Annotated in this window: 16 protein-coding genes; 9 read left to right on the top strand and 7 right to left on the bottom strand. The window is 71.9% G+C overall.

The genetic code is table 11. The features are described 5' to 3' along the window. Window positions 1-62: 62 nt before the first annotated feature. A complete protein-coding gene (locus tag ABJI51_RS42295; protein WP_348956844.1) occupies window positions 63-992 on the bottom strand; it encodes an o-succinylbenzoate synthase in 930 nt (309 codons plus the stop codon). Window positions 993-1,066: 74 nt separating this feature from the next. Here ABJI51_RS42295 and ABJI51_RS42300 point away from each other — a divergent pair, with 74 nt between their 5' ends. Continuing rightward, the gene (locus tag ABJI51_RS42300; RefSeq protein WP_348956845.1) at window positions 1,067-3,868 is read left to right on the top strand and encodes an AfsR/SARP family transcriptional regulator; all 2,802 of its coding nucleotides are present in this window, start codon (window positions 1,067-1,069) and stop codon (window positions 3,866-3,868) included. A 101-nt stretch (window positions 3,869-3,969) separates the two neighbouring features. Here the strand turns inward: ABJI51_RS42300 and ABJI51_RS42305 are convergent, their stop codons facing one another. Both ABJI51_RS42305 and ABJI51_RS42310 read right to left on the bottom strand, forming a co-directional pair. Next, window positions 3,970-4,815 carry a DUF72 domain-containing protein gene (locus ABJI51_RS42305; protein ID WP_348956846.1) on the bottom strand — a complete coding sequence of 282 codons (846 nt, stop codon included), beginning with the start codon at window positions 4,813-4,815 and terminating at the stop codon, window positions 3,970-3,972. Between the two features lie 806 nt (window positions 4,816-5,621). Then, window positions 5,622-6,383, bottom strand: coding sequence for a DUF4253 domain-containing protein (locus ABJI51_RS42310; RefSeq protein ID WP_348956847.1), 762 nt, complete (start codon window positions 6,381-6,383; stop codon window positions 5,622-5,624). Between the two features lie 292 nt (window positions 6,384-6,675). Here ABJI51_RS42310 and ABJI51_RS42315 point away from each other — a divergent pair, with 292 nt between their 5' ends. The 3 genes from ABJI51_RS42315 (at window position 6,676) to ABJI51_RS42325 (ending at window position 12,707) form a co-directional block, all read left to right on the top strand. After that, complete coding sequence (locus ABJI51_RS42315; RefSeq protein WP_348956848.1) at window positions 6,676-9,729, top strand: AfsR/SARP family transcriptional regulator; 3,054 nt, start codon at window positions 6,676-6,678, stop codon at window positions 9,727-9,729. A 128-nt stretch (window positions 9,730-9,857) separates the two neighbouring features. After that, complete coding sequence (locus ABJI51_RS42320; protein ID WP_348956849.1) at window positions 9,858-11,300, top strand: glycoside hydrolase family 19 protein; 1,443 nt, start codon at window positions 9,858-9,860, stop codon at window positions 11,298-11,300. A gap of 27 nt (window positions 11,301-11,327) precedes the next feature. Then, a complete protein-coding gene (locus ABJI51_RS42325; RefSeq protein WP_348956850.1) occupies window positions 11,328-12,707 on the top strand; it encodes a CHAP domain-containing protein in 1,380 nt (459 codons plus the stop codon). Between the two features lie 326 nt (window positions 12,708-13,033). Here ABJI51_RS42325 and ABJI51_RS42330 read toward each other — a convergent pair whose 3' ends face one another. Next, window positions 13,034-13,681 carry a DedA family protein gene (locus ABJI51_RS42330; protein WP_348956851.1) on the bottom strand — a complete coding sequence of 216 codons (648 nt, stop codon included), beginning with the start codon at window positions 13,679-13,681 and terminating at the stop codon, window positions 13,034-13,036. Between the two features lie 106 nt (window positions 13,682-13,787). On the opposite strand from ABJI51_RS42330, the gene ABJI51_RS42335 reads away from it, so the two are divergent. Together ABJI51_RS42335 and ABJI51_RS42340 are read left to right on the top strand one after the other, a co-directional pair. After that, window positions 13,788-14,903, top strand: a complete 1,116-nt coding sequence (locus tag ABJI51_RS42335) for a sensor histidine kinase (RefSeq protein ID WP_348956852.1) — start codon at window positions 13,788-13,790, stop codon at window positions 14,901-14,903. Then, window positions 14,894-15,538 carry a response regulator transcription factor gene (locus ABJI51_RS42340; protein WP_348956853.1) on the top strand — a complete coding sequence of 215 codons (645 nt, stop codon included), beginning with the start codon at window positions 14,894-14,896 and terminating at the stop codon, window positions 15,536-15,538. Before ABJI51_RS42335 ends, ABJI51_RS42340 begins: the two co-directional genes overlap by 10 nt. A 120-nt stretch (window positions 15,539-15,658) precedes the next feature. On the opposite strand, the gene ABJI51_RS42345 is transcribed toward ABJI51_RS42340, so the two are convergent. Further along, on the bottom strand, window positions 15,659-17,305 hold the full coding sequence (locus tag ABJI51_RS42345) for a DNA repair helicase XPB (protein WP_348956854.1): 1,647 nt from the start codon (window positions 17,303-17,305) through the stop codon (window positions 15,659-15,661). A gap of 88 nt (window positions 17,306-17,393) precedes the next feature. Here ABJI51_RS42345 and ABJI51_RS42350 point away from each other — a divergent pair, with 88 nt between their 5' ends. Further along, the gene (locus ABJI51_RS42350) at window positions 17,394-18,014 is read left to right on the top strand and encodes an LppU/SCO3897 family protein (protein ID WP_348956855.1); all 621 of its coding nucleotides are present in this window, start codon (window positions 17,394-17,396) and stop codon (window positions 18,012-18,014) included. Window positions 18,015-18,165: 151 nt separating this feature from the next. Here ABJI51_RS42350 and ABJI51_RS42355 read toward each other — a convergent pair whose 3' ends face one another. Then, entirely contained in the window at window positions 18,166-19,548 is a 1,383-nt protein-coding gene (locus ABJI51_RS42355) for an FAD-dependent monooxygenase (protein ID WP_348956856.1), read from the bottom strand. Between the two features lie 58 nt (window positions 19,549-19,606). Then, window positions 19,607-20,572 carry an ABC transporter substrate-binding protein gene (locus tag ABJI51_RS42360; RefSeq protein WP_348956857.1) on the bottom strand — a complete coding sequence of 322 codons (966 nt, stop codon included), beginning with the start codon at window positions 20,570-20,572 and terminating at the stop codon, window positions 19,607-19,609. Between the two features lie 187 nt (window positions 20,573-20,759). On the opposite strand from ABJI51_RS42360, the gene ABJI51_RS42365 reads away from it, so the two are divergent. Beyond that, window positions 20,760-23,582, top strand: a complete 2,823-nt coding sequence (locus tag ABJI51_RS42365; RefSeq protein WP_348956858.1) for a sensor histidine kinase — start codon at window positions 20,760-20,762, stop codon at window positions 23,580-23,582. Between the two features lie 12 nt (window positions 23,583-23,594). Then, window positions 23,595-24,272: a copper homeostasis protein CutC gene (locus tag ABJI51_RS42370; protein ID WP_348956859.1), complete on the top strand. Its 678-nt coding sequence runs from the start codon at window positions 23,595-23,597 to the stop codon at window positions 24,270-24,272. The last annotated feature ends 178 nt before the right edge of the window (window positions 24,273-24,450 follow it).

A 24,450-nucleotide genomic window follows, 5' to 3' on the forward strand; every position in this document is an offset into this window, starting at 1 on the left:
CCGCCGGGCACGGGGTTGGTGTTGTCGTGAGTGAGAAACAGTGTTCTACCCCTGTTTCTCACTCACGACAAGCCGCGCACCCTCGCCAGGCGGGCTTCCCACGCTGCCGCCACTTCGGGAGACGCCGCGTAGGTGTCCGTGGGTTCGGGGGCCTGGCGCAGGACCGGCAGCTGTCCGTCCACAGGGGACAGTGATGGCGTGCTGATGTCGCCTTCCAGCAAGGAAATCGTGCCGAGTCCGCAGGCGAAGTCCAGTTCCGGGAGTGCGCCCGCCAGTGCCAGTCCCGCCGCCAGGCCGACGCTCGTCTCCACCGCCGACGACACCACGCACGGCAGCCCGCACGCCTCGGCGACCTCCAGTGCCCGCCGCACGCCGCCCAGCGGGGCCACCTTCAGGACCGCGATGTCCGCCGCTCCCGCGACCGCCACCTTCAGCGGGTCCTCCGCGCGCCGGATCGATTCGTCCGCGGCGATGCGGACGTCCACCCGGCGGCGCACCGCCGCCAGGTCCTCGATCGTCGGGCACGGCTGCTCCGCGTACTCCAGCCCGCCAGCGGCCTTGTCGAGGTCGGTGATCGCGCGCACCGCCGTGTCGACGTCCCAGGCCATGTTGGCGTCGACGCGGATCGCGCCGGCCGGGCCCAGCGCGTCGCGGACCGCCTCCACCCGTGCGCAGTCATCCGTCAGCGAGACCCGCGGGTCCGCGACCTTCACCTTCGCCGTCCGGCAGCCCGAGGCGCGGACCAGGTCGTACGCCTTCTCCGGCGAGACCACCGGCACCGTCGTGTTCACCTCGACGCGGTCGCGGACCGGCGGCGGCCAGCCCGTTTCGCTCGCCTCCAGCGCCGCCCGCAGCCACGGCACGCTCTCGGCGTCGGAGTAGTCGGCGAACGGGCAGAACTCGCCCCAGCCCGCCGGCCCGCGCAGCAGCACGCCCTCACGGACGGTGATGCCGCGGAACCGGGTGCGCAGGGGAATCGCGTAGACCTTCATCGCGCCCGATCATGCCACCGCGTCCCGTTCGGCAAACAGGTGCCGAACAGGAGGTTTCCGGTGAGAATGATCCCGTGGTCCTCGATTTCCGCGTGCTGGGTCCGGCCGAGGTCACGGCCGACGGCCGCCCGGTACCGCTCGGGGGCAGCCGGCCGCTGATCGTGCTGGCCGGCCTGCTGCTGCGTGCCAACCGCGTCGTGCCGGTCGACGAACTGGGCCGCTGGCTGTGGGACGACGACGGCCGCCGGTCCAAGGGCGCGCTCCAGACGTACGTGCTGCGCCTGCGCCGCGCCCTCGGCGACCAGGTCGCGATCCGCACCGAGAGCGGCGGCTACCGGATCGAGATCGAGGACGACCTGCTCGACCTGTCCCGGTTCCGCGCGCTCGCCGCCCGCGGCAAGGCCGCGCTGGACCGCGGCGAGAGCCGCCAGGCCGCCACCCACTTCGCCGACGCGCTCGCGCAGTGGCGTGGCCCGGCGCTGCTGAACGTCGAGTCCGACGCGCTGCACCGCGACGAGGCTGGCCAGCTGGCCGAGGAACGGCTGCGCGTGCGCGAGCAGTGGGCCGACGCACTGCTCGGCGTCGGCGAGTACGGCACCGTCGTCCCCGAACTCACCCGGCTGACCAGGGAAAACCCGCTGCGGGAGCGGTTGCACGAGCAGCTGATGACCGCGCTGTACCGGTCGGGCAGGCAGGCCGAAGCCCTCGACGTGTACCGGCGGATCAGCGGCGTGCTCGCCGAGGAACTCGGGCTCGACCCCGGGCCGTCGCTGCAGCGCACCCGGCAGGCGATCCTCACCGGCGCCGACGACGGCGTCGCCGCCCCGCCGGGGCGGTACCGGCTCGGCGTCGAGCCGCAGGTGCCGCGCCAGCTGCCCGCCGACCTGCGGACGTTCGCCGGGCGCGAGAACGACCTCAAGGCGTTGCACGCGCTGCTGCCGGAGGCCCTCGACGCCGGTGCTTCGACGCCGATCGCGTCCGTCGAAGGCATGGGTGGCATCGGGAAAACCGCGCTGGCAGTGCACTTCGCGCACGAGATCGCCGACCGGTTCCCCGGCGGGCAGGTCTACCTCAACCTGCGTGGTTACGGGCCCGGCGAGCCGGTCGAGCCGCTGGCGGCGCTGGAGGCGATGCTCACCGCGCTCGGCGTGCCGTGCGAGGCGATCCCGGCCGACCTCGACGGGCGCGCGGCGAGCTGGCGGACGCACACCGCGGGACGGCGGCTGCTGGTCCTGCTCGACAACGCCAATCGCACCGAGCAGGTGAGCCCGCTGCTGCCCGGGCCGGGCTGCCTGGTCGTCGTCACCAGCCGCTGGCAGCTGCGCGCGCTGGTCGCGACGCACGGCGCGCGGCGCGTCGCGCTGGAGGAACTCGGCGACGAGGACGCCGTCGAGCTGCTCGCGTCGACGATCGGCCACGACCGCGTGGCGCGTGACCCCGGCGCGGCCGAACGGTTCGTGCGCTACTGCGGCGGGCTGCCGCTGGCGATCCGGATCCTCGCCGTGCGCGCGGCCGAGTACCCGGACCTACCGCTCGACGAGTTCACCGGCTCCCGCGACCTGCTCGGCTCGTTCGACCTCGCCGACGGCGAGGACACGAACATCCGCTCGGTGCTTTCGCACTCCTACCTGGCACTGGAGCCGTCGACGGCGCGGCTGCTGCGGCTGCTCGGCCTGGTCACCGGCGCCGACTTCACCGCACCCGCGGCGGCCGCGGTCGCCGGGATCGACCTCCCGGCGGCGCGGGCGCGGCTGGAAACGCTGGCCGCGGCGCACCTGCTCGGCCGGCCACGGCCGGGCCGCTACCAGTTCCACGACCTCGTCCGCGCGTACGCGAGCGAAGCCGCTTCGCAGTTCGACCCGCCGGCGGAGCGCGCCGCCGCGGTCGACCGGCTGCTGAGCTGGTACCTCGCGTCGGCGCTGAACGCGTCCCGCCGGATGCGGCCCGAGCGCTACTACCGGCTGCTGGAACTGGAAGATCTCGGCGGCGGGCAGGAGTTCGCGTCCTATCACGACGCGTTGAACTGGTTCGGCGAAGAGGCGGGCAACCTGATCGCGGCGGTCCACCTGGCGCGGCGCCGCCGCGACGACGTCTGCTGGAAGCTGGCCTGGCTGCTGCAGACGTACTTCATGACGAGTTCGCGGCTCGACGACTGGCGGTCGGTGTTCGCGGTGGCCCTCGAAGCGGCGCGCGCGAGCGGCCACCGGCCGGGCGAGGCGGGCATCCTCAGCGGGCTCGGCGTCGTCAACGGCGTCGCGCGGCAGTACGGGGAGTCCCGGCGGTACCTGGAGCAGGTGCTGGCGATCCAGCGGGAACTCGGCGCGCGCGAAGGGGAGGCGCGGGCGCAGTACAACCTGGCGCTGGCGGCACACAGCCTGGACGACTACCCCTGGGCGTACGAGCACGGCAAGCAGGCGCTGGCGATCGTGCGCGAGCTGGGCATGGGCCAGTTCGAGGCGAGCGTGCTGCGGGCACTCGGCGACATCTGCACGTCGATGGGCGACCACGAGCAGGCGCTGCGGCTGGCCGACGAGGCGCTGGCGATCGTCGGAGCGGACGGCAAGCCGGTGGACACCAGGTTCACGCAGCACACGCGGGGCCTGGCACTGGTGGGCCTGGGCAGGTTCGACGAAGGCGTCGCATGCATCCGCGAGTCGGTGTCGATGTTCTTCGCGATGGGCGAGCAGTACGAGGCGGCGGACGTGCTGTCCCAGCTGGGCACGATCCACCAGCGTCACGGAGAGGAGGGCCTGGCCCGCGAGTGCTGGCTCAAGTCGGTGCGGTTGCTGACGGAGCTGGGCCACCCGGACGCGGAGGACGTGCGAGCAAAGCTGGCGGCCCTGGTGGGAACCGAGGTGACACCCGGACGGCCGTGAGGGTTTCCGGGGACGGACCGACCGCGTGCCGACCCCCAGCGACAGCACGCGAGCCGGTCCGGCCTGCGCGTCCACTCAAGCCGATAGCGCTCACTGTCCACTCACTGCCGGGTGGGAGGCGCCACCCCGAGCAGATCGGCGAGGGCTTCGGCGTTGCGCGGAGCCTCCACTTTGACGTCGTTGTCGAAGTAGACGTGCACGTCCCGCCGCCCGTCGTCGTGCCAGGCACGGATCTTGTCCGCCCAGGTGCGCAGGGCGCGGTCGGAGTAGCCGCTGACGTACAGCTCCTCGTCGCCGTGCAGCCGGACGTAGGCGAAGTCGGCGGTCTGGTCTTCGAGGAAGGGCCACTTCCCGGCGGTGTCGGCAACAACGAGGGCAACGCGGTGTTCCCGCAGCAGGTCCTTCGCGGCGGGCTCGGCAAAGCTCGGGTGTCGAACTTCGAGCGCATGCCGCAAGGGTCGTCGTGGGCCGGCTTCGAGGTAGGGGGCGGCCTTGAGCTTGTCGTCGTGCTTCATGGCCAGCTGGGCGGCGTCCTCGGTGGTGCGCGGCAGCAGGGAGAAGAAGTTCGCAAGCCGGTCCGGATCGAATGTCAGCCTCGGTGGCAGTTGCCAGAGGAACGGGCCCAGCTTCGGGCCCAGGGCAAGGACGCCGGAGGCATAGAAGTTGGCGAGCGCGGTCTCGACGTCCCGCAGCTGCTTCATGTGGGTGATGAAGCGACCACCCTTGACGGCAAAGAGGAAGTCGGCGGGCGTCTCGTCGAACCAGGCGCGATAGCGTTCCGGCCGCTGCAGGGAGTAGAAGGAGCCGTTGATCTCAACGGCATTCATCCGCCGCGACAGGTATTCGAGTTCCCGCCGCTGCGCAAGGCCGGACGGATAGAAAACCCCGCGCCACGGCGGGTACCGCCACCCCGAAGTGCCGATCCGGATCTCGGCGATCGCCCTCACCGCCTTCCCGCGAAGGGTGATTCCCGTTCGCGGGGGTCGCCAAACGCGGCGGTGCGGGAGGGGGTGGGACGGGCGGACTGTTTGCCGGGACACGTGACCCAGATTCGCGGACGCGCGTCTGAGGGGACCTTTGGTTCGTTTGCTCATGGGGCCGTCCGGGTGGGTTGGGTTTGAGGCTGTGTCCCAAGGCGGCCTTCGGTGCGTTCAACGCACCGAAGGCCACCTTGGGGCGCTCGGGCCGGACCTTTCGCCCGCCGAGTGAGCGGGGTTCGGGTCCGGCCCGAGCGGCCGGCGGCTCGCGCGAGCCGCCGGCCGAAGGCGCTGTCGGGCGCGCGCGGCCACGAAACCGCGGGCCGGGCCTGCGGTCCGCGCTGCCCGAAGTCGCCGTTGAGCGCGGCAACGAGAGGCCCGGCCCCCGGGGCGGTCGTGGCGATGCCCGGCAGCCTCGCCGGACCCCCAGCCCGCCGAGGCTGCCGACTCGCCTGGCCCAGCGCGCCGTCGCCCGGAAACCCCGGCCTCGGCCCCGGCCCCGGGTTCCGGCAAAGTCGCTGTGCCGCGGGGTGGCCGGACGTCATGAACGAGTCGTTCATGACGTCTGACGACAGGAAAGAGTCGTTCATGTCGTGGAGGCACAGGTTTGCCGGGACCAGCGGCCGGGGCTGCTGGCTCGCGCTGAGCTGAAGGGCACCTTCAGCGCGACGGCACAACGCGACTTTGCCTGGCCCCGGCCCCCGGCCCCCGGCCCCCCGGCACCTGCGCCCCCGGACCTGGCCGCCTTCCCCCGCGGCCACCGCCCGCATCACCGCTCACGCCCAGGAAAACCTCCAATGCCGCGACTGCACCAACCCCGACGCGTACTCCCGCAGATTCCCCGGCTGGCCCGCGAACGTCGGCAGGCTGAACGCCCGGTGCTCGGCTGCCACCGTCAGGGCCCTTGCCTGGTTGCGGGGCGGGGCCGACACCGACAGCTCGATTGTGTCGAAGCCCAGGACCACCAGCGTTGCCCCGAACCTGTCCTCCCAGCTGCGCAGGACCGCCGACAGCTCCGCCACCTGGTCGGTGCACTTGATCATGCCCGTCCAGCCGAGCAGGGCCGGGATGTCCGCCGGGCGTTCCGTCTGGACCAGGCCGAGGCGGTGCGGGGCGCGGGTGGCCAGGATCGACCCCGTGTTGCCCGCCTCCGCCAGGGGATCCGACTTCCGTGGGCTGCGCTTGGCCAGCCCCGGGAAGCGGGCGCCGAACGGCCTCAGGCAGGCGCCGTCGCAGCAGGAGCCGTCCCACCAGCGGGCCAGCACCTCTGCCGGGTTGGCCGTTGCCACCCGGTGGCCTGCCGGGGCCAGCCTGCCGCGGTCGTCGATCCAGTCCTCGCCGTTGGCCGCGAAGCGCTGGTCGTGCGGGATCAGCACCGGCCACAGGCCGGACCGCTCGAACTCGGCCACGCAGCCGAGGTAGCGCTCGGGCCGGGTCAGCGGCAGGTCGGACACCCACAGCCTGCCGTGCCACGACCCCGGTGGCAGGGTCTGGACCGGCGGCGCGGGTGTACCGGGGCGGAGCGGTGCGATCGTCATGGACGTCCCCTCGAACTTGTGTTCGGCTGCTGCATCTCGAACAGTAGTTCGAGGGTCCGACAATTTCCAGCGATCCGGCCGCTCATCCGATCGAGTGAATCCACAAAACCGCAGGTCAGAGCGATGCTGGGACTCGTGTGACGCAAGATGTTGCTGAGACACGCCACTGCGCCGAAGGGGTGGCGAGACGAACCCGACAGACCGGTCACCTGTGCGGATCTTGCCTAGCCGCAGCCGGGTTGCCAGGCTCACGGGGACCCGCCGAGCACGACGCGGGCCTCGGAGGGGCGGTATGGAGTTCCACGTGCTGGGCCAGGTCGAAGTGGCGAGCGGCGACCGGACGATCGGCCTCGGCGGCCCTAAGCCGCGCACACTGCTCGCGTTGCTGGCCGTGCAGGCGGGGCACGTCGTCCCGCTGGAGCAGGTGATCGACGCGATCTGGGGCGAGGAACCCCCGGACCAGGCACGCGCCGCCGTCTACACCTACGTCTCCGCCCTTCGGCGCGCCCTGGCCGACGGCGGCGATCCCGACGTGATCGCGCGCAGCGGGGGCGGCTACCGGCTGGCCGTCGACCTCGACCAGGTCGACCTGCACGTCTTCACCCGGAACCTGTCCGCGGGCCGTCGCGCGCGGGCGGCCGGGGAACCCGACCGCGCGATCGCGCTCATCCGGCAGGCGCTCGGCGTCTGGCGGGGGACCGCGCTGGGCGGCACGCAGGGCCGGTGGGCGGAGAACGAACGCGCCCGGCTCGAAGAGCTGCGGATCGCGGCGTTGGAGGACCGCGTCGACGTCGAGCTGGAGACCGGCGAAGGCGAGTCGCTGGTGCCGGAACTGACCTCGGCCGTGGCCGCGCACCCGCTGCGGGAACGGCTGCGTGCCCAGCTCATGCTCGCGCTGCACCAGAGCGGCCGCCGCGCCGACGCGCTCGCCTGCTACCAGGACGGGCGCACGATCCTGCTCGACGAACTGGGGCTGGAACCCGGCCCGGCGCTGCAGGCCGCCCACGACCACGTCCTGCGGGACGAACCCGGGCCGCAGGCCGAGCCGCCGCACGAGCCCGGCGCCGCCCGCCAGGTCCCGGTGCCGAGCCAGCTGCCCTACGACATCGCCGACTTCACCGGCCGTGCGCACGAAGTCGCGGAGCTGACGCGGAGGCTTTCCGAAGAGACCACCGGGTCGCGGCTGTGCGCGGTCTACGGCAAGCCCGGCTCGGGCAAGAGCACCTTCGCCACGCACGTCGCGCACCGCGTGCGCGAGCACTTCCCCGACGGCAGGCTCTACGCCTCGCTGCGCGGGGTGCAGGCCGTCCGCGCCGACCCGGCCGAGGTGCTGGCGGGCTTCCTGCGCGCGCTGGGCGTGCCGGACCAGGACATCCCCGCCGGGCTGGAGGAACGCGCCCAGCTCTACCGCACGATGCTCGCCGACCGGCGCATCCTCGTGGTGCTCGACGACGCGTCCGACGAACGCCAGGTCCGCCCGCTGCTGCCCGGCGGCCACACCTGCGCGGTGCTGGTGACCAGCCGGGAACGGCTCGGCGCGGTCGGCGGCGCGGTCCACCTGCACCTGCCCGTGCTGGACGAGCCGGAGGCGCTGGAACTGCTGAGCCGCGTCGTCGGCGGCACCCGGGTGGCCGAGCATCCCGAAGCCGCCCGCGAGCTGGTGCGCCTGTGCGGCAACCTGCCGCTGGCCGTGCGGATCGCCGGGGCCCGGCTCGCGGCGCGGCCGCAGTGGAAGGTCGGCAGGCTCACCGAACGCCTGCGCGGCCAGCACCGGATCCTGCAGGAACTCACCCTCGGCGACCTGGAGGTGCGCGGCAGTCTCGCGCTCAGCTACGACGGCCTGGCCGAGCGGGAGCGCACCGCGCTGCGCCGGCTCGGCCTGCTCGACGTCTCCTCGTTCGGCGCGTGGGTGGCGGCGCCGCTGCTCGGATGCGACGGCGACGAGGCCGAGGAGGTGGTCGAGCGGCTGGTCGACGCGCAGCTGCTCGACGTGTCCACAGTGGACGACGGTGGGGCGATGCGCTACCAGATCCACGACCTCACGCGGGCCTTCGCCCGGGAACGCGGGGAGGCGGAGGAAACCGCGGAAAGCATCAGGGAGGTGACCACGCGGGCCGCCGAATGCTGGCTCGAGCTGGTCGAACTCGCCGGCCGCCGCGGGCCGCACGTGCCCGCCGAGTCGGGGTCGCTCGCCCGGTACCTGACCGCGGCGCAGGTCGACGAGATCCTCACCGACCCCGACGCGTGGTTCGACGCGGAGCAGACCGGGCTCGTCGGCGTGGTGGAACGCGTCAGCGACCTCGACCTCACCGACGTCGCCACCCGGCTGGCCGCGGCGCTGTGCTCGTCGGTCTTCGCCGTCCGCAACCTGTTCGGCCAGTGGTGGCGCACGCACAACGCCGCGCTCGCGGCCGCCCGCCGGACCGGCGACCGCGCCGGCGAGGCACGGCTGCTGTCCGGGCTGGGCTGGCTGCGCTACGAACAGGACCGCTTCGACGAGTCGATCGCCTACCACGAGCAGGCCCTCGCCGCCCACGAACTGGACGGCGACCGGCGCGGGCAGGCCATGAGCCTGCTCGACCTCAGCATCGTGCAGTGCGAGTACGGCCAGTTCGCCCAGGCCCGGCACTCGCTCGACCTCGCCCTGCCCGAGCTGCGGGAACTGGGCGAGCAGCAGGCGGAGGTCCAGGCCCTGCACGGGCTCGGCCACGTCCTCACCGAGCAGGGCGAGCTGGACGAGGCGCTAGCCGCCGCCGAACTCGCCGTGGCGGGGTACGCGAACTCGGGCGCGGTGAGCAGCCACGCGGTCGCCCTGCGCTCGCTGAGCCTGGTGCACCGTGCCGCCGGACGGCTCGCCGAGGCCGCCCGGTACAGCCAGGAGGCGGTCAACCTGCTGCGCGGCCTCGACGACCCGCTGATGTCCGCCTACGCCGTGCAGGCGCTGGTCAAGGTCCGCATCCGCCAGGGCCGCGGCGACGAGGTGCGCGACGACATGCTCGCGTGCCTGGCCACCTGCCACGAGATGCAGGACGGCTTCGGCCAGGGCCTGATGCTGCGCACCCTCGGCGAGCTGGAGCTGGCCGCCGGCCGGTTCCTCGCCGCCCGCACCTACCTCGAGCGGTCGGTCCAGTGGTGGGACGCCCTCACGCTCCCGGTGTGGCGGGCACGCGCCCTGCGTGACCTGGCCACCACGCTCGACGCCCTCGGCGAGACGGCCCGTGCCGAAGCGGCGTGGACCGAGGCCATGGGCATCTTCCGGCTGCACGGAAGCCGTGAGGCCGGGGAGCCGCGGCCGGTCCTGCGGATCTCAAAACCGGCTGAAAGTTCCCGGTCCGGGAGCCGCTGACGGCTTTCAGGTTTCTTTGATCCCCGCGGGAGAAGCTTCTTCCCGTCCCGAGGAGGACGCAGGGGGCGCCGAGCGCAGCGCCCTCGGGACGGCAGGGATCTTTCCCCACGGTGAAGAAGGGAACCACCATGTCCAAGCTGAAGAAGACGCTGGGCCGGGCTGTCACTGCGGCGCTGGTCGCGGGGGTCGCCGTCGGCGGCCTGCAGGCGACCGCGTCCGCCGGGGACCTGCCTGCCGGCGCCAGCCGGATCGGCGTGCTGGCCGGCGGCAAGCTGCTGGTCAAGGAAGGCAACCTCTACGCGTCGTGGGTCGAGGAAATGACCGGGGTGCAGAAGTTCGAGATCGCCGGCGACCGGATCGGCGTGCTGACGGCGGACGCGCGGCTGTTCGTCAAAGAGGGCAACCTGTGGACCGACTGGACCGAGGAAGCGGGCAACGTCCGCGACTTCCGGCTCGCGGGCAACCGGATCGGCGTGGTGCGCAACGACGGCACCGCCGCGGTCAAGGACGGCGCGCTCAACGCGACCTGGATCGAGCAGACCAACGCCGTCAAGGACCTCGAGCTGACCCCGAACCGGGTCGGCGTCGTGTTCGAAAACGGCCAGGCGAGCGTCAAGGAAGGCGACCTCTACGCGCCGTGGGTGAGCCAGATGGGCTCGGTGGCCGACCTCGAGCTCTCCGCCGACCGGATCGGTGTGCTGCGCACCGACGGGTCGGTGGCGGTCAAGGAGTCGAACCTGTGGTCCAACTGGGTCGAGGAGGTCTCCGGCGTCAAGCAGCTGAAGCTGTCGGGCAGCCGCATCGGCGTCGTGCTCGACAACGGGCTGGCGACGGTCAAGGAGGGCAACCTCTACGCGGGGTGGGTGAACCAGCTGCCCGGCGCCGCCAACCTGCAGATCGCCGGTGACCGCATCGGCGTACTGCGCACCGACGGCAGCGTCACGGTCAAGGACGGCGGCCTCTACGGCACGTGGGTCGAGCAGACCGGCGGCGTCCAGCAGCTGGCGCTCGCCGCCGCCGGGCCCGCCTCGACGGGCGGCCAGGTCTCGCTGTCCGACATCACCGCCATCTACGGCTCCACCTACGCCACCGACACCGTCGCGGCCGGTCTGCCGAGCCTGAACGCCGAGATGGCGGCCGGGGGCATCACGACGGCCAGCCGCAAGGCCGCGCTGCTCGCCACGCTCAAGCACGAGAGCGGTTTCCGGTACAACGCGGGCGAAGCGGGCAACTCCGAGCTGTACCGCGGCCGCGGTTTCATCCAGCTGACCGGTGACTTCAACTACCGTTCCGCGGGCAACGCGCTCGGCTACGACTTCGTCGGCAACCCGGACGCCGCCGCGACGCTCGACTGGAGCGCCAAGATCGCCCGCTGGTACTGGGGTTCCCGCAACATCAACGCCGCCGCGGACAACTACGACATGGGTGCGGTCGGCCGCGCGATCGGCTACTCCTACGCCCTCGACCCGACCGAGTCGCTGAACCGGTGCGCCGACTACAAGAAGGCGCTCGCCTACTTCAACGGTGGCTCGCTGCCTGTCGCCGACAGCGCGATCAACTGCACCCGCTGATCTTTCGTTCCGTCCAAGGAGAACGTCATGTCGCTCAAGCGCGTCACCACGACCGTCCTCGCCACCGCCGTCCTCGGCCTGCTGGGCGCCGTCCCCGCCAGTGCCGACACGCGGACCGACGTCCGCGACCTCGCCGCGGCGAACCTGCACAAGCAGACCTGCAGCACGAACAGCCTCGGCGGCGTCGGGTTCATGGACAGCTGCCGGATGCAGTGGGCCTGGTGCGCCGACTTCGTCCGCTGGGTCTGGGGCAACCGCAACCTCAGCACCGACCGGCTGACCGCGGCCGCGGGCAGCTTCTACCTGTACGGCCAGCAGAAGGGCACGCTGCACACCGATCCCGGGTACGTCCCGCAGGTTGGCGACGCGGTGGTGTTCAACTACCAGGGCAACGGCTACGCCGACCACGTCGGGATGGTCGACACGGTCAACGCCGACGGCACCATCCGCACGATCAACGGCAACTGGGGCAACGGCGGCCCCGCCACCACCAGCGTCGAGTTCGGGTACGGGCCCGGCCGGGTCGGCCAGTACCTCGCCGGCCAGCAGATCTCGGCGTTCGTCAGCCCGGCGGGCCTGAGCGACCCCGCCAAGCCCGCGACCCCGCGGCTGGGCGTGCTGTTCAAGGACAGCTCGGTGCAGGTGAAGGAAGGAAACCTGTACTCGGGCTGGGTCCTCGAGCACGGCGGCGGCATCGCCAAGTCCGAAGTGCACGGTGACATGGTCGGCGTCCTGACGAACACCGGTGACCTGTACGTCAAGCAGGGCAACCTGTACCAGGACTGGGTGCACCAGGCGAACAACGTCAAGGACTTCGCGCTGGAGTCGGCGAAGGGCCGCATCGCGGTCCTGCGCACCGACGGCACCGTGGCGGTCAAGGAGGGCGGCCTCCAGGGCGGCTGGGTCGAGGAGACCAACAACGCCAAGGAGGTCGAGCTCTCGGGCGACTACATCGCCGTGGTCGACAACAACGGCAAGGTGTTCGCCAAGCAGGGCAACCTGTACGCGGCCTGGGTCGACGAGCTGCCCGGCGCGGCCGACGTCGAGCTGGACGCGAGCACCGGCCGGATCGCGGTCGTGCGCACCGACGGTTCGCTGGTGGTCAAGGAAGGCGGCCTCTACGGCACCTGGGTCGAGCAGACGTCGGGCGTGAAGCAGGTCGCGCTGTCCGGTGACTACCTCGGCGTCGTCTTCACCAACGGCCTGGCCTCGGTCAAGCAGGGCAACCTGTACGCGAACTGGATCAACCAGATCTCCGGCGCGGCCGAGATCAAGGTCGACGCACCGTCGGCCCGGGTCGGCGTCCTGCGCGAGGACGGTTCGCTGACGGTCAAGGAAGGCGGCCCGTACGGCGCCTGGGTGGAGCAGACCGGCGGTGTCGGCGACTTCGGGCTGACGAGCTACTGATCTCAGGGGGAGCGCGGGCCACGCCGAGGGGGCGCGGCCCGCACTCTCTTTTGCGTTGTCCATAGTAGACAAACCGATAGTCCTCTCTTCTGCGGATCGCGGGCTTGGGTGGTCTGCCGCGGGTTGTCGTGAGTGATAATTAGGGTTAGAACACTCTTTTCCACTCACGACCCTCCCGGGGAGGCCTCGGCTACCCGGCCGGGCAGGGCGCCTGGGGCCTGGCGGGCTGAAAGGCGCTTTCGTCTCATCCGGTGCGGCGAAAGGGACTTTCGTCGCACCGGACGCAAGGAAAGTCCCTTTCAGCGCACGTCGCCGGGCGGATTCCCTCACCGGGTGGCCGCCCGGCGGCGCAGGCGGATCGTCACGAACAGCCCGATCGCCGCCGCCACCGCCGCCAGTACGACGTACTGGAACACCGACGCGTACTCGTCGACCAGTGACCAGCTCTCGCCGAGCAGGTAGCCCGCGACGACGAAGGCCGTGTTCCACAGCAGGCTTCCCGCCGTCGTCAGCAGCAGGAACCGGCCGAACGGCATGCGTTCCACGCCGGCGGGCAGGGAAATCAGGCTGCGGAAGATCGGCACCATCCGTCCCAGGAACACCGCCTTGCCGCCGTGGCGGGCGAACCAGGCCTCCGTGCGGTCGAAGTCCGCGACGTCCAGCAGCGGGACGCGGGCCAGCAGCGCACGGGTCCGGTCGCGGCCGAGCCACGCGCCGAGCAGGTAGACGATCACCGCGCCGGCCAGTGACCCCAGTGTCGTCCAGAACAGGGCGCCTGCCAGGGTGAACGCGCCCCGGCTCGCGGAGAAACCGGCGAGGGGCAGCACCAGCTCGCTGGGGATCGGCGGGAACAGGTTGTCCAGGCCCACGATGACGGCGGCGCCGGGGCCGCCGAGCGAGTCGATGAGGCCGACGGCCCAGCCTGCCAGTCCGGTCGACGGCTCGGCGGGGACGGTGGTCAGTGCGAAAGTCATGTCACGACCGTAGGAATCCGTGGCGGGCAAGGCATTGCGGAAAGCCGTCACGATCATTGCGGAAAACCGCAATACGCCCGCCCCGCCTCCTGGCTAGCCTGAAGCGGTGATCATCTACGCCGCGCGCACGGCCGCAGGAGTCGGCCTCGGCGCGCTCACCGCGCTCGCCGGGGTGCTGTACCTGCTCCTCGGCGCGCCCCTGCTCGTCGTGCCCGCGAGCCGGAAGGTCGTCCAGCGCGGCGCCCGGCGGCTCTCCGAGCTCGAACGTACCCGGCTGTGGCGGTACCTGGACATCGACAACCTCGGCGACTACGACAACCGCCGGGCCCTGCAGTTCCTCGTGCTGCGCACGCTCGCCGGCCTGCTCGGGCTGGGTGTCTGGGTGTGCATCGGCGGCGGGCTGGTGGCCGCCGTCGTCTACATCGGGCAGCTGGTCACCGGGCGGGCACCCGGCGGGCAGGGTGCCGGGTCCGTCGTCGACTGGCTGGTCGTCGCCGCGCTCGCGACGATGGCGGTGTTCCTCTGCATACAGGGGATCACCGGCGTCGCGGCGCTGGAACGGCGGCTGGCCAAGCGGTTCCTCGGCCCGAGCCGCTGGACGCTGCTGAAGCGCCGGATGGACTTCCTGGCCACCACCCGTGCGGAAGTCGTCGATGCGGTGAACGACGAACGCCGCCGCATCGAACGCGACCTGCACGACGGTGTGCAGCAGCGGCTGGTGGCACTGGGCCTGCTGCTCGGCCGGGCCCGGCGCACCGGTGACTCCGAGCTGGTCCGGCAGGCACACGAGGAATCCCAGGAAGCCCTGCGCGAACTGCGGGACGTCGCCTGGCGGGTGTATCCGGTCGCGCTCGACGAAAGCGGCCTCGAGGCCGCGCTCGAATCGCTCGCCGAGCGGGCGGTGATCCGGGTGCAGCTCGTCTATGCGCTGACCGGATCGCCGCCGACCCCGGTGGCGACCGTCGCGTACTTCGTCGTTTCGGAGTCGGTCACCAACGCCGTCAAGCACGCCGGCGCCACATGGATCACGATCGACGTCCGGCGCCGCGAGAGGAACGTCGTCGTCAAGGTTACCGACGACGGCTGCGGCGGGGCCCGGATCTCCCTGACCGGCGGGCTCGCCGGCCTGCTGCGGCGGGTGGCGGCGGCGGACGGGGAGTTCACTGTGGACAGTCCGCCCCGCGGCGGGACGGTCGTGCAGGCGGTGCTGCCGTGCGGGTGATCCTGGCGGAGGATTCGACGCTGCTGCGCGAAGGACTGGTGCGGCTGCTGCTCGAGGAGGGCCACGACGTGGTCGCCGCGGTCGGCGACGGCAAGGCCCTGCTCGAAGCGGCGGATCGGCACCGGCCCGACGTCGTCGTCACCGACGTCCGCATGCCCCCGACCCACACCGACGAGGGCCTGCGCGCCGCGCTCGAAATCCGCGAGAAGTGGCCGGAAACCGGGGTGCTCGTCCTCTCCCAGTACGTCGAGAAGCGCTACGCCGCCCAGCTCATCAGCGGCGACAGCAGCCGGGTCGGCTACCTGCTCAAGGACCGTGTTGCCCAGGTCGGCGAGTTCCTCGACGCACTGTCCCGGGTCGCCGAGGGCGGCGCGGCCTTCGATCCCGAGGTCGTCCGGCGGCTGTTCGCCCGCACGTCCCACGAGGTCGCCCTTGCCCGGCTGACCTCGCGCGAGCGCGACGTCCTGGAGAAGATGGCGCAGGGCCACACGAACGCGAGCATCGCGCAACTGCTGTACCTCTCGCAGAGCTCGGTGGAGAAGCACGCGAACGCGATCTTCGACAAGCTCGACCTGCCGCAGTCGGCCGGGTACAGCCGCCGGGTGCTGGCGGTCCTGCGTTATCTGGGGTCGTGACTTCGCCGTCAGCCGGAAAGGAACGAGTACGGGAACACGCCCCTGTTCGCCTACCGGGGCCGCGGTGACCTCATCGAGCTGCTCCGGCGGCACGGCGCCGATCCGCAGTTCAGCTGAAGATCAGAGCGGCCGGAGCAGGTCGTCGGCGTCCACGATGTGGTACGCGTAGCCCTGCTCGGCGAGGAACCGCTGCCGGTGCGCCGCGTACTCCGTGTCGACCGTGTCGCGCGAGACGATCGAGTAGAAGTGCGCCTGCCGTCCGTCGCCCTTGGGGCGCAGGAGCCTGCCGAGGCGCTGGGCCTCCTCCTGGCGGGAGCCGAACGTGCCCGAGATCTGGATCGCCACCGAGGCCTCCGGCAGGTCGATCGAGAAGTTCGCGACCTTCGACACCACCAGCGTCCGGATCTCGCCGCGGCGGAAGCGGTCGAACAGCTCTTCGCGCTCCTTGTTGCGGGTCGCGCCCTGGATCACCGGGGCGTCGAGCTCGTCGCCGAGCATCTCCAGCTGGTCGAGGTACGCGCCGATGACCAGCGTCGGCTCGCCCGCGTGCTTGGCCACGATCGACTTGATCACCGGCGTCTTCGTCATCGCCGTCGCGGCCAGCTTGTACCGCTCGTCGGCCTCGGCCGTGGCGTACTCGAGCCGTTCCGCGTCGGTCAGTGTCACGCGGACCTCGGTGCACTCGGCCGGGGCGATCCAGCCCTGCGCCTCGATGTCGCGCCACGGCACGTCGTAGCGCTTCGGGCCGATCAGCGAGAAGACGTCACCCTCGCGGCCGTCCTCCCGCACCAGCGTCGCGGTCAGGCCGAGCCGCCGCCGCGACTGCAGGTCCGCCGTCATCCGGAACACCGGTGCCGGCAGCAGGTGGACCTCGTCGTAGACGACCAGGCCCCAGTCCCGCGAGTCGAACAGCTCCAGGTGCTTGTACTCGCCCTTGGTCTTGCGGGTGATCACCTGGTAGGTGGCGATGGTGACCGGCCGGATCTCCTTCTTCTCACCGGAGTACTCGCCGATCTCCTCCTCGGTCAGCGACGTCCGCGCCACCAGCTCGCGCTTCCACTGCCGCCCGGCCACCGTGTTCGTCACCAGGATCAGCGTCGTCGCCTTCGCCTTCGCCATGGCCGCCGCGCCGACCATCGTCTTGCCCGCCCCGCAGGGCAGCACGACGACGCCCGAGCCGCCCGCCCAGAACGCCTCCGCGGCCTGCCGCTGGTAGTCGCGCAGCCGCCAGTCCGTCTCCTCCAGTGCGATCGGGTGGGCTTCGCCGTCGACGTACCCGGCGAGGTCCTCGGCAGGCCAGCCGACCTTCAGCAGCGCCTGCTTGAGCCGCCCGCGCTCGGACGGGTGCACGACGACGGTGTCCTCGTCGATCCGCGCGCCGAGCATCGGGCTGATCTTCTTGTTCCGGACGACCTCGGCCAGCACCGCGCGGTCGGTGGTCGACATGACCAGCCCGTGCGCCGGGTGGTTGGCGATCTGCAGCCGCCCGAACCGGCCCATCACGTCGACGACGTCGATCAGCAGCGGCTGCGGCACCGGGAAGCGCGAGTACGTCGTCAGCGCGTCGACGACCTGCTCGGCGTCGTGGCCGGCGGCGCGCGCGTTCCACAACGCCAGCGGCGTGATCCGGTAGGTGTGCACGTGCTCCGGCGCCCGTTCCAGCTCGGCGAACGGCGCGATGGCGATCCGCGCGTCGTCGGCCTGGGGGTGGTCGACCTCCAGGAGCACGGTCTTGTCGGACTGGACGATCAGCGGGCCATCAGTCACAACTACTGTTATACGTGCCTCGCTCCGGCCCGCTCCCGTCGCGGTCCGCCGGTGGGCCGAGGTGCCGAGGGGATCACTGGAGGGCACGTTGACCACACCACCGTCCGACGACAACCCGTTCTCGCCGCCGGCCTACGCGACGACGCCCTCCCCGATGCCGCCGCCCGGAGGCCAGCAGGCGATCCCGCACTGGTTCACCACGAAGGTGCGGATCACGCTGGCGGTGTGCGTCGTCCTGGCGCTGGCCCTCGGCTCGCTGGGCGCGCTGGGCATCTCCCGGATCAACGCGAGCGGCCCGCCCTCCGACGGCGACTGCCTGTACCTGACGCGCGAAGCCGGCAGCAAGCTCGCCTACCACCGCGTGGCCTGCAACGCGGACAACGCGACGTACAAGGTCGAGAACGCCTACCGCGGGACGATCGCGTGCGGCTCCGGCGACTACGTGAAGTTCCGCCTCAGCTCGGGCAGCGCCTCCGGCCGGACGCTCTGCCTGGCACTGAACGTCCGGACCGGCGACTGCCTGCGCGACGTCGACGACGAGGCGAAGATCGCCAAGGTCAGCTGCGCCGACCCGGCGGCGAAGGAACGCGCCGAGGTCTTCACCGGCTACCGCGGCGACAACACCTGCGAGGACGCCGACCAGGTCCTGAGCTACCCGGGCCCACCGCGGCGGACGGTGTGCCTGGCCCCGCCCGGCGAGAACATCTAGCCCGCCGGTTCCCGAGCCGCCAGAGCGCCCCAAGGTGGCCTTCGGTGCTCCATCCATGCCCCCGCCACCGCCCTCAACGGAGGCGCTTCGCGCCGCAGCACTGATTCAACGCACCGAAGGCCACATTGGGGCGTTTGGGCGGGGCGCGAAGCTAGCCGAACCACCTGGTCAGGTCGGCTGGGTCGACGGCGTAGCCGTCTGGCCGGACCAGCAGGAGACGGCCTCGGTAGCCGGGGTCCGGGGTGGCCGCGCGGACGTGGGTGACCTGGCCCGTGAAGCCCGCGGGCAGCGGGTGGTCGCCGAGGTCCAGGAGCAGCCCGCGGCCGCTGTGCAGCAGCGCCGACAGCCGCGTCGGGCCCGTGGCCGTCGTCAGGTCGAGGTCGGGGACGCGGGTGGCGCCCGGGTAGGCCAGGCCGAGGCCGGACAGCAGGCCGCTGAAGTAGCGGTTGGCGTCCGGCAGCCGCATCAGGTCGATGACGATCTCGCGCAGCGCCTCGACGTTCTCGCTCCGCCCCGGTGCCGTGAACACGCGCTGGGCCGCCGTGTGCCGCAGCACGCGCTCGGCCGCCGGGTGGCGTTCGGCGTGGTAGGTGTCCAGGAGCCCGGACGGTGCCGTGCCGCGGACCGTTGCCGCCAGCTTCCAGCCGAGGTTCATCGCGTCCTGGACACCCAGGTTGAGGCCCTGCCCGCCGAGCGGTGGGTGGATGTGTGCCGCGTCGCCCGCGAACAGCACCCGGCCGTGCCGGTACTGCTCCAGCTGCCGCGTTGCGTCGTTGAACCGCGAAGCGCCGTACAGCTCGCCCAAGCGCGTCTCGGCGCCGTACAGCGCGTTGAGTGCTTCGGTCACTTCGGTGTCCGACACCGGGGCGTCGCGGCCCGGCTGTGCCGTCGTGGAGCCGAACACGAACCGGTGGGCGCCGTCGCCGAGCGGCGTGAGCATCGACCAGTAGCCGTTCGCCTGCCGCGTCACCTCGCTGAAGTGCGCGGCGCGGGCCGGGACCAGCTCGGACGCGGCCGCCAGCCTGATGTGCGCGAGCGTCGCGACGTAGGTCTCGGTGCGACCGGGGAACGGCACGCCGAGCAGCCTCCGGACCGTGCTGTGCGCGCCGTCGCAGGCCACCAGCCAGCCCGCCCGGATGCCGTCCACCGTGACGCCGTCCGCGTCGACGTCGACCTCGGTCACCTCGTGGTGGCGGACGTCCGCCCCGAGCTGGGTCGCGTGCCGGGCCAGCATCGCTTCGACGTCGTCCTGGGTCCGGTTGATCACCCGCGGGTGACGGGTCTGCCACGCACTGTGGTCCAGCGGGACCGGCAGCCCGGCGAAGTGGCCGCTGGGGCCGTCGGCCTCCCCGTCGGCCGGGTCGAGGCCGCGCAGGTCGAGCAGCTCGGCGGTGCGCGGCTGGAGCCCGACCGGCCGCGGGAGTCCCGGACCCGCCCGGCGTTCAAGGACGGTCACCGAAACTCCGGCCAGAGCGAGTTCGGCGGCCAGCAGCAGGCCGGTCGGGCCGGCTCCGGCGATCAGGACGTCGGGCATCGTGCACTCCTCAAGTAGACTGAGTGCAAAAGTAGACCAAGTGCAGATTTGGCGGAAGCTAATAACCGCCCTGGTCCGGCAGTAGCGTCTGGACGTCGAGACGGCTCCCCAGCAACCCGGAGTTGTGCATCAGGTCGGCGACGCGCTGCAGCCGGATGCCGTTGAGCGACGCCGGGTACGAGCCGAGGGAGATGAGCGCGGCCGTCGTCTCGTCGATGTCGGAGAACTTCGGCAGCGCGTCGCGCACGACCGCCGGGTCCCGCGCGCTCTGCTGGGCCGCGCCCAGCGCCGTGCGGAACGCCGCCAGCGTCCGCGGGTTGGCCTGCGCGAACGGCTTGGCCGACGCGTAGCCCGACAGCGGGAAGTCGAGCGTCGAGCCGCGGGCACCGTCGGCCAGGATGTGCGCGCCGAGGTCCTTCTCCGCGCGGGTGATGTACGGCTCGATCATCAGCGCCGCGTCGGCGTCGCCCGCCTGGAGCGCCTGCGGCATCCGGTCGAACGGCACCTGCCGGAACTTGATCCTCGCCTCGTCGACGCCCGCGGTGCCCAGCACCGAACGCGCGACGAGCGCGCCGATGTCGTCGAGCATGTTCACCGCGATTTCGGGCGACCGCTTCGCCGTCGGCTCGGTGTATTCCGAGCCGGGCAGGGTGACCAGCGCCATCGTGCCGGGCCCGGCCGTGTAGGCCTCACCCTGCAGCTGCAACGCCGTCCCGCCCGCGGCGGCGCGGAAGATGGCAATGTCGGAGGCGAAAGTGACGTCGAGGTCGCCCGCCGTCACCTTTGCCAGGCCGTCGTCGGCTCCGAGCTCGACGAGCTGCACGTTCAGCCCCGCGGACCCGAACTTCCCGGCCGCGACGGCGATCCGCAGCGGCGCGGTGTCGATGGCGTTGCCCACACCGACGCGCAGGGTGGTCCGTTCCAGTGGCGGCGGGGCGGCCGGAGCGCCGGAAGAGAACACGCTGCATCCCGCGGTCGCCAGCAGCGCCGCCACCAGCGGAATCGTCCGTGCCCGTCTGCTCATGCACCTTCACCTACCGCGAGAATCTGGTTCTCGTGCTGGATCGTATGGTCCGCGCCCCATACGATCGCGGGCAGGGCCGTCTCGCGCCAGCACGGCTTTCGGATCTTCATGGGGCGGGCTACCGTTCAGTAGGTTCGAGCTGTCGTCGGATCCGCGGGTTCCCGCCCGCGGCGGAAAAGGAACTTAGGTGACCCGTCGCGAACAGCGTCCCCGCAAGGGCGGCGACGCGGCGGATCCACGTGCGGCAGGCGGCCGGTGGCGGCTGCGGAACTGGCGGCTGGGCACGAAGCTGTTCGCCGTCCTGCTGATCCCCGCGCTGGCCGTGATCGCGCTCGTCGGCCTCCGCATCCAGTCCGACCTCCAGGACGCCCAGCAGCTCGCCGAGTTCGCCACGCGCGGGCGCGTCGACAGCACGGTCGCCGAAGCCGTGCACGAACTGCAGCGCGAGCGCGACCTCACCGTCCGGTTCGTCGCCCAGAACCGCCAGGGCGACACCGCCGAGCTGACCGCCCAGCGCGGCCGCGTCGACCGGGCCATCGGCACGTTCGAGCGGACGCTGGGCGAGAGCAAGCCGCGGCTCGACGCGAAGGCCGCCGAAAGCCTGCAGCAGACCGACGACCGGCTGCGCGTCCTCGGCGGCCTGCGGTTTTCCGCGGAACACTCGGCGTTCCCCGCCGACGCCGTGCTGCGGTCCTACAGCGAGCTGATCTCCGGCCTGCTCGACATCAGCGACTCCGCCGCCGCCGACGTCTCCGACCCGGAACTGGCGCGGATGCGGCTGGCGGGCAACGCACTCGCCCGCGTCAAGGACCAGATGTCGGTCAAGCGCGCGGTGATGGCCGAGGCGCTCGCGTCCGGCTCGCTCAACCGCGACCGCACGCGCGCGCTGCTCGGCGCGGAAGCCGAGCTGGCCGCCGCCCGCAACGACTACCGCACGTTCGCCACGCCCGAGCAGCAGCGGATGTTCGACGACACGGTGATCGGGCTCGTCGTCGACATCGGCAACGACATGGTCGAATCCGCGTTGACCCGCACCGAGAACGGCCAGAACCTCTCCGGCCTCGACCCGAACCAGTGGGACACCTCGGCCACCCACACGGTCAACCTCACCCACCAGGTGCAGCAGGCGCTGCTGGTCCAGTTGCAGGAACGCACGGACGCGCTGGCGGCGCAGGCGCGCACGGCGGCGCTCTGGGACGGCGGCGTGGTGCTCGGCGTCCTGCTCGTCGCGGGCGTGCTGTCGGTGGTCATCGCGCGATCCCTGTTGCGCCCCTTGCGGATCCTGCGCCGCACGGCTCTGGAAGTGGCCGAGCACCGGCTGCCCGCGGCCGTGCAGAACCTGCTCACCGACCCCGAACCCGCGCCGGAGAACCTGCGGAAACGGCTGGCCGTCGCGCCCGTGCCGGTGTTCACCCGCGAAGAACTCGGCCAGGTGGCGCGCGCGTTCGACGCGGTGCACGGCGAAGCCGTCCGGCTGGCCGGTGAACAGGCGATGCTGCGCGAAAACGTCAACGCCATGTTCGTCAACCTTTCGCAGCGCAGCCAGGACCTCGTCGAGCGGCAGCTGTCGGTGCTCGACCGGATGGAGGCCGACGAGCAGGACCCGGACACCCTCGCCGGGCTGTTCGAACTCGACCACCTCGCGACGCGGATGCGGCGCAACAGCGAGAACCTGCTGGTGCTGTCCGGCCACGACTCGGCCCGCGAGGACGCCGGCGCGGTGCCTGCCGACGAGATCGTCGGCGCCGCGCTCTCGGAAGTCGAGCACTACCAGCGCATCGAGCTCGGCCCGGCACCGCAGGTCGCGGTCCGCGGCGAGGCCGTCAACGACCTCGTGCACGTCATTTCCGAGCTGCTGGAGAACGCGACGCGCTACTCCGGCGACGAGCCGGTCACCGTCGCCAGCGCCGAAACCCACGACGGGGACTGGCAGATCGAGATCATCGACCACGGCGCGGGCATGCCGCAGGCGGAGATCGACCGCACCAACGCGCGGCTCGCACAGCCGCCGGAGGTCGACGTCGAGGTCTCGCGCCGGATGGGCCTGTTCGTCGTCGCGACGCTGGCCACGCGCCACCACATCGACGTCAAGCTGAGCGCGGGCCAGGACGGCGGGCTGGTCGCGACCGTGCTGGTGCCGTCGGACCTGATCGTCGAGCTGCCGCCGATGCCCGTCCCGCCGCCGCCCGCCGAGCCGCCCGCGGCCCCCGAACCCGAGCTGCTGGCGCCGCTGGTGTCGCCGGAACCGGAACCCGAGCCGGAGCCGGAAGAGCTGACTCCGCCGTCGATCGAGGCAGGTCCGCCGCGCCGGGCGCCGGTGGTGGCCCGCGACCACACGCCGGACTGGCCGACCGCCGACGACGACAACCACCTGGACCTCGACGCCCCGACCGAGCGGATGCCCGCCTACCGGGACGTGCTGTCCCGCTGGTTCGACGCGTCCGCGCAACCGGAACAGCAGCGGCGCCCCGCCGAGCCGCGTCCGGCTGCCGCTGCGCCCGCGCCCGTCGCGGAGGAACCGCAGCGGCGGCCCGCCGAGCCGCGTCCGGCTGCCGCTGCGCCCGCGCCCGTCGCGGAGGAACCGCAGCGGCCCCCCGCCGAACAGGTTCGGCGGCCCGCCGAACCGCAGCCGCGGCACGCACTTGCCGGCCCGCCACTTTCACGTGAAAGTGGCGCTTCTTCCGGCGACACCGCACTTTCGCGTGAAAAACCCGCGCCGAACCCGGACGACGAGGACACCGATCCGCAGTTCCCGCCGGTGCCGCCGCCCGCGGCGGTCGAGCCCGAGTACCACTGGCCCACCCCGGCCGAGCTGGAACAAGAGGACGGCGCGGAGGACACCTGGCCGTTCCTGCAGCCCGCGGATGCGGCGGCCAGCCCGGGAGCGGTGCCCGAACAGCGGCCGATACTCTCACTCTCCCCGGAAGCGGTGCGCGAACGGATGACGAGCCTGCAAGGCGGCTTCCGGCGAGGGCGGCACGCGAGGGGAGACGACACCCGGAACCAGTGAACGGATTGAGGCATGAGCTCGAAGACGCCCCTGCTGGAAGTGATCGCGCTGGACGCGGCGGACGCCGAAGGTGCGCAGGCAGGCGGAGCGGACCGCCTCGAACTGGTCGCGGACATGGCGCAGGACGGCCTGACGCCGTCGGTGGAGACGCTGCGGGACGTGCTGTCGGCCACCGACCTCCCGGTGCGGGTCATGCTGCGGGACAACGGTTCCTTCGCCGTCGGTGACCTCGAAGGGCTGCGCGCGGACACCGCCCGGCTGATCGAGGCGGGCGCGCGCGAGTTCGTCTTCGGCTTCCTCACCGTGGACAGCGAGATCGACCTGGACGCGTGCGAGGCACTGATCAAGGAGATCGACGGGCTGCCCTGGACGTTCCACCGCGCCATCGACCGCACGCGCGACCCGGTGCGCGCGTACGACCAGCTGGCGTCCCTCGGCTGCGACACGGTGCTGGCGGCGGGCCACCCGGACGGCGTGGCGAGCGGGCTTTCGGTGCTGCAGCGGCTCGCGCAGCGCGAGAGCGGCCCGGAACTGCTCGTGGGCGGCGGTTTGCGGGCGCAGCAGGTGCATCTCTTGCGCGCGGGCGGGGTGCGCGGGTTCCATGTCGGTGGGGCGGTGCGGCCGGGTGGGTGGCAGTCGCCGGTGACCGCGGACGCGGTGCGTACCTGGGTGGATCTCGTCAAATCCTGATCCGCCGCGCGCACCCGTATCCGATTCCCCGAACAATCGAAACGAAATTGCATTCGCCCCTTGCGAATGCGTGCCGGACGTCGGTTGTGCAGGTGCACGTGCAATGCCGTTGTTGGTCTGCTTGGCGGCTGATGCTGTGGCAGGCGCTGGCTATCGTGGGCTTGATGTCGTGAAACAG

This window comes from Amycolatopsis melonis (assembly GCF_040064235.1).
GTDB classification, from domain to species: Bacteria; Actinomycetota; Actinomycetes; order Mycobacteriales; family Pseudonocardiaceae; genus Amycolatopsis; species Amycolatopsis melonis.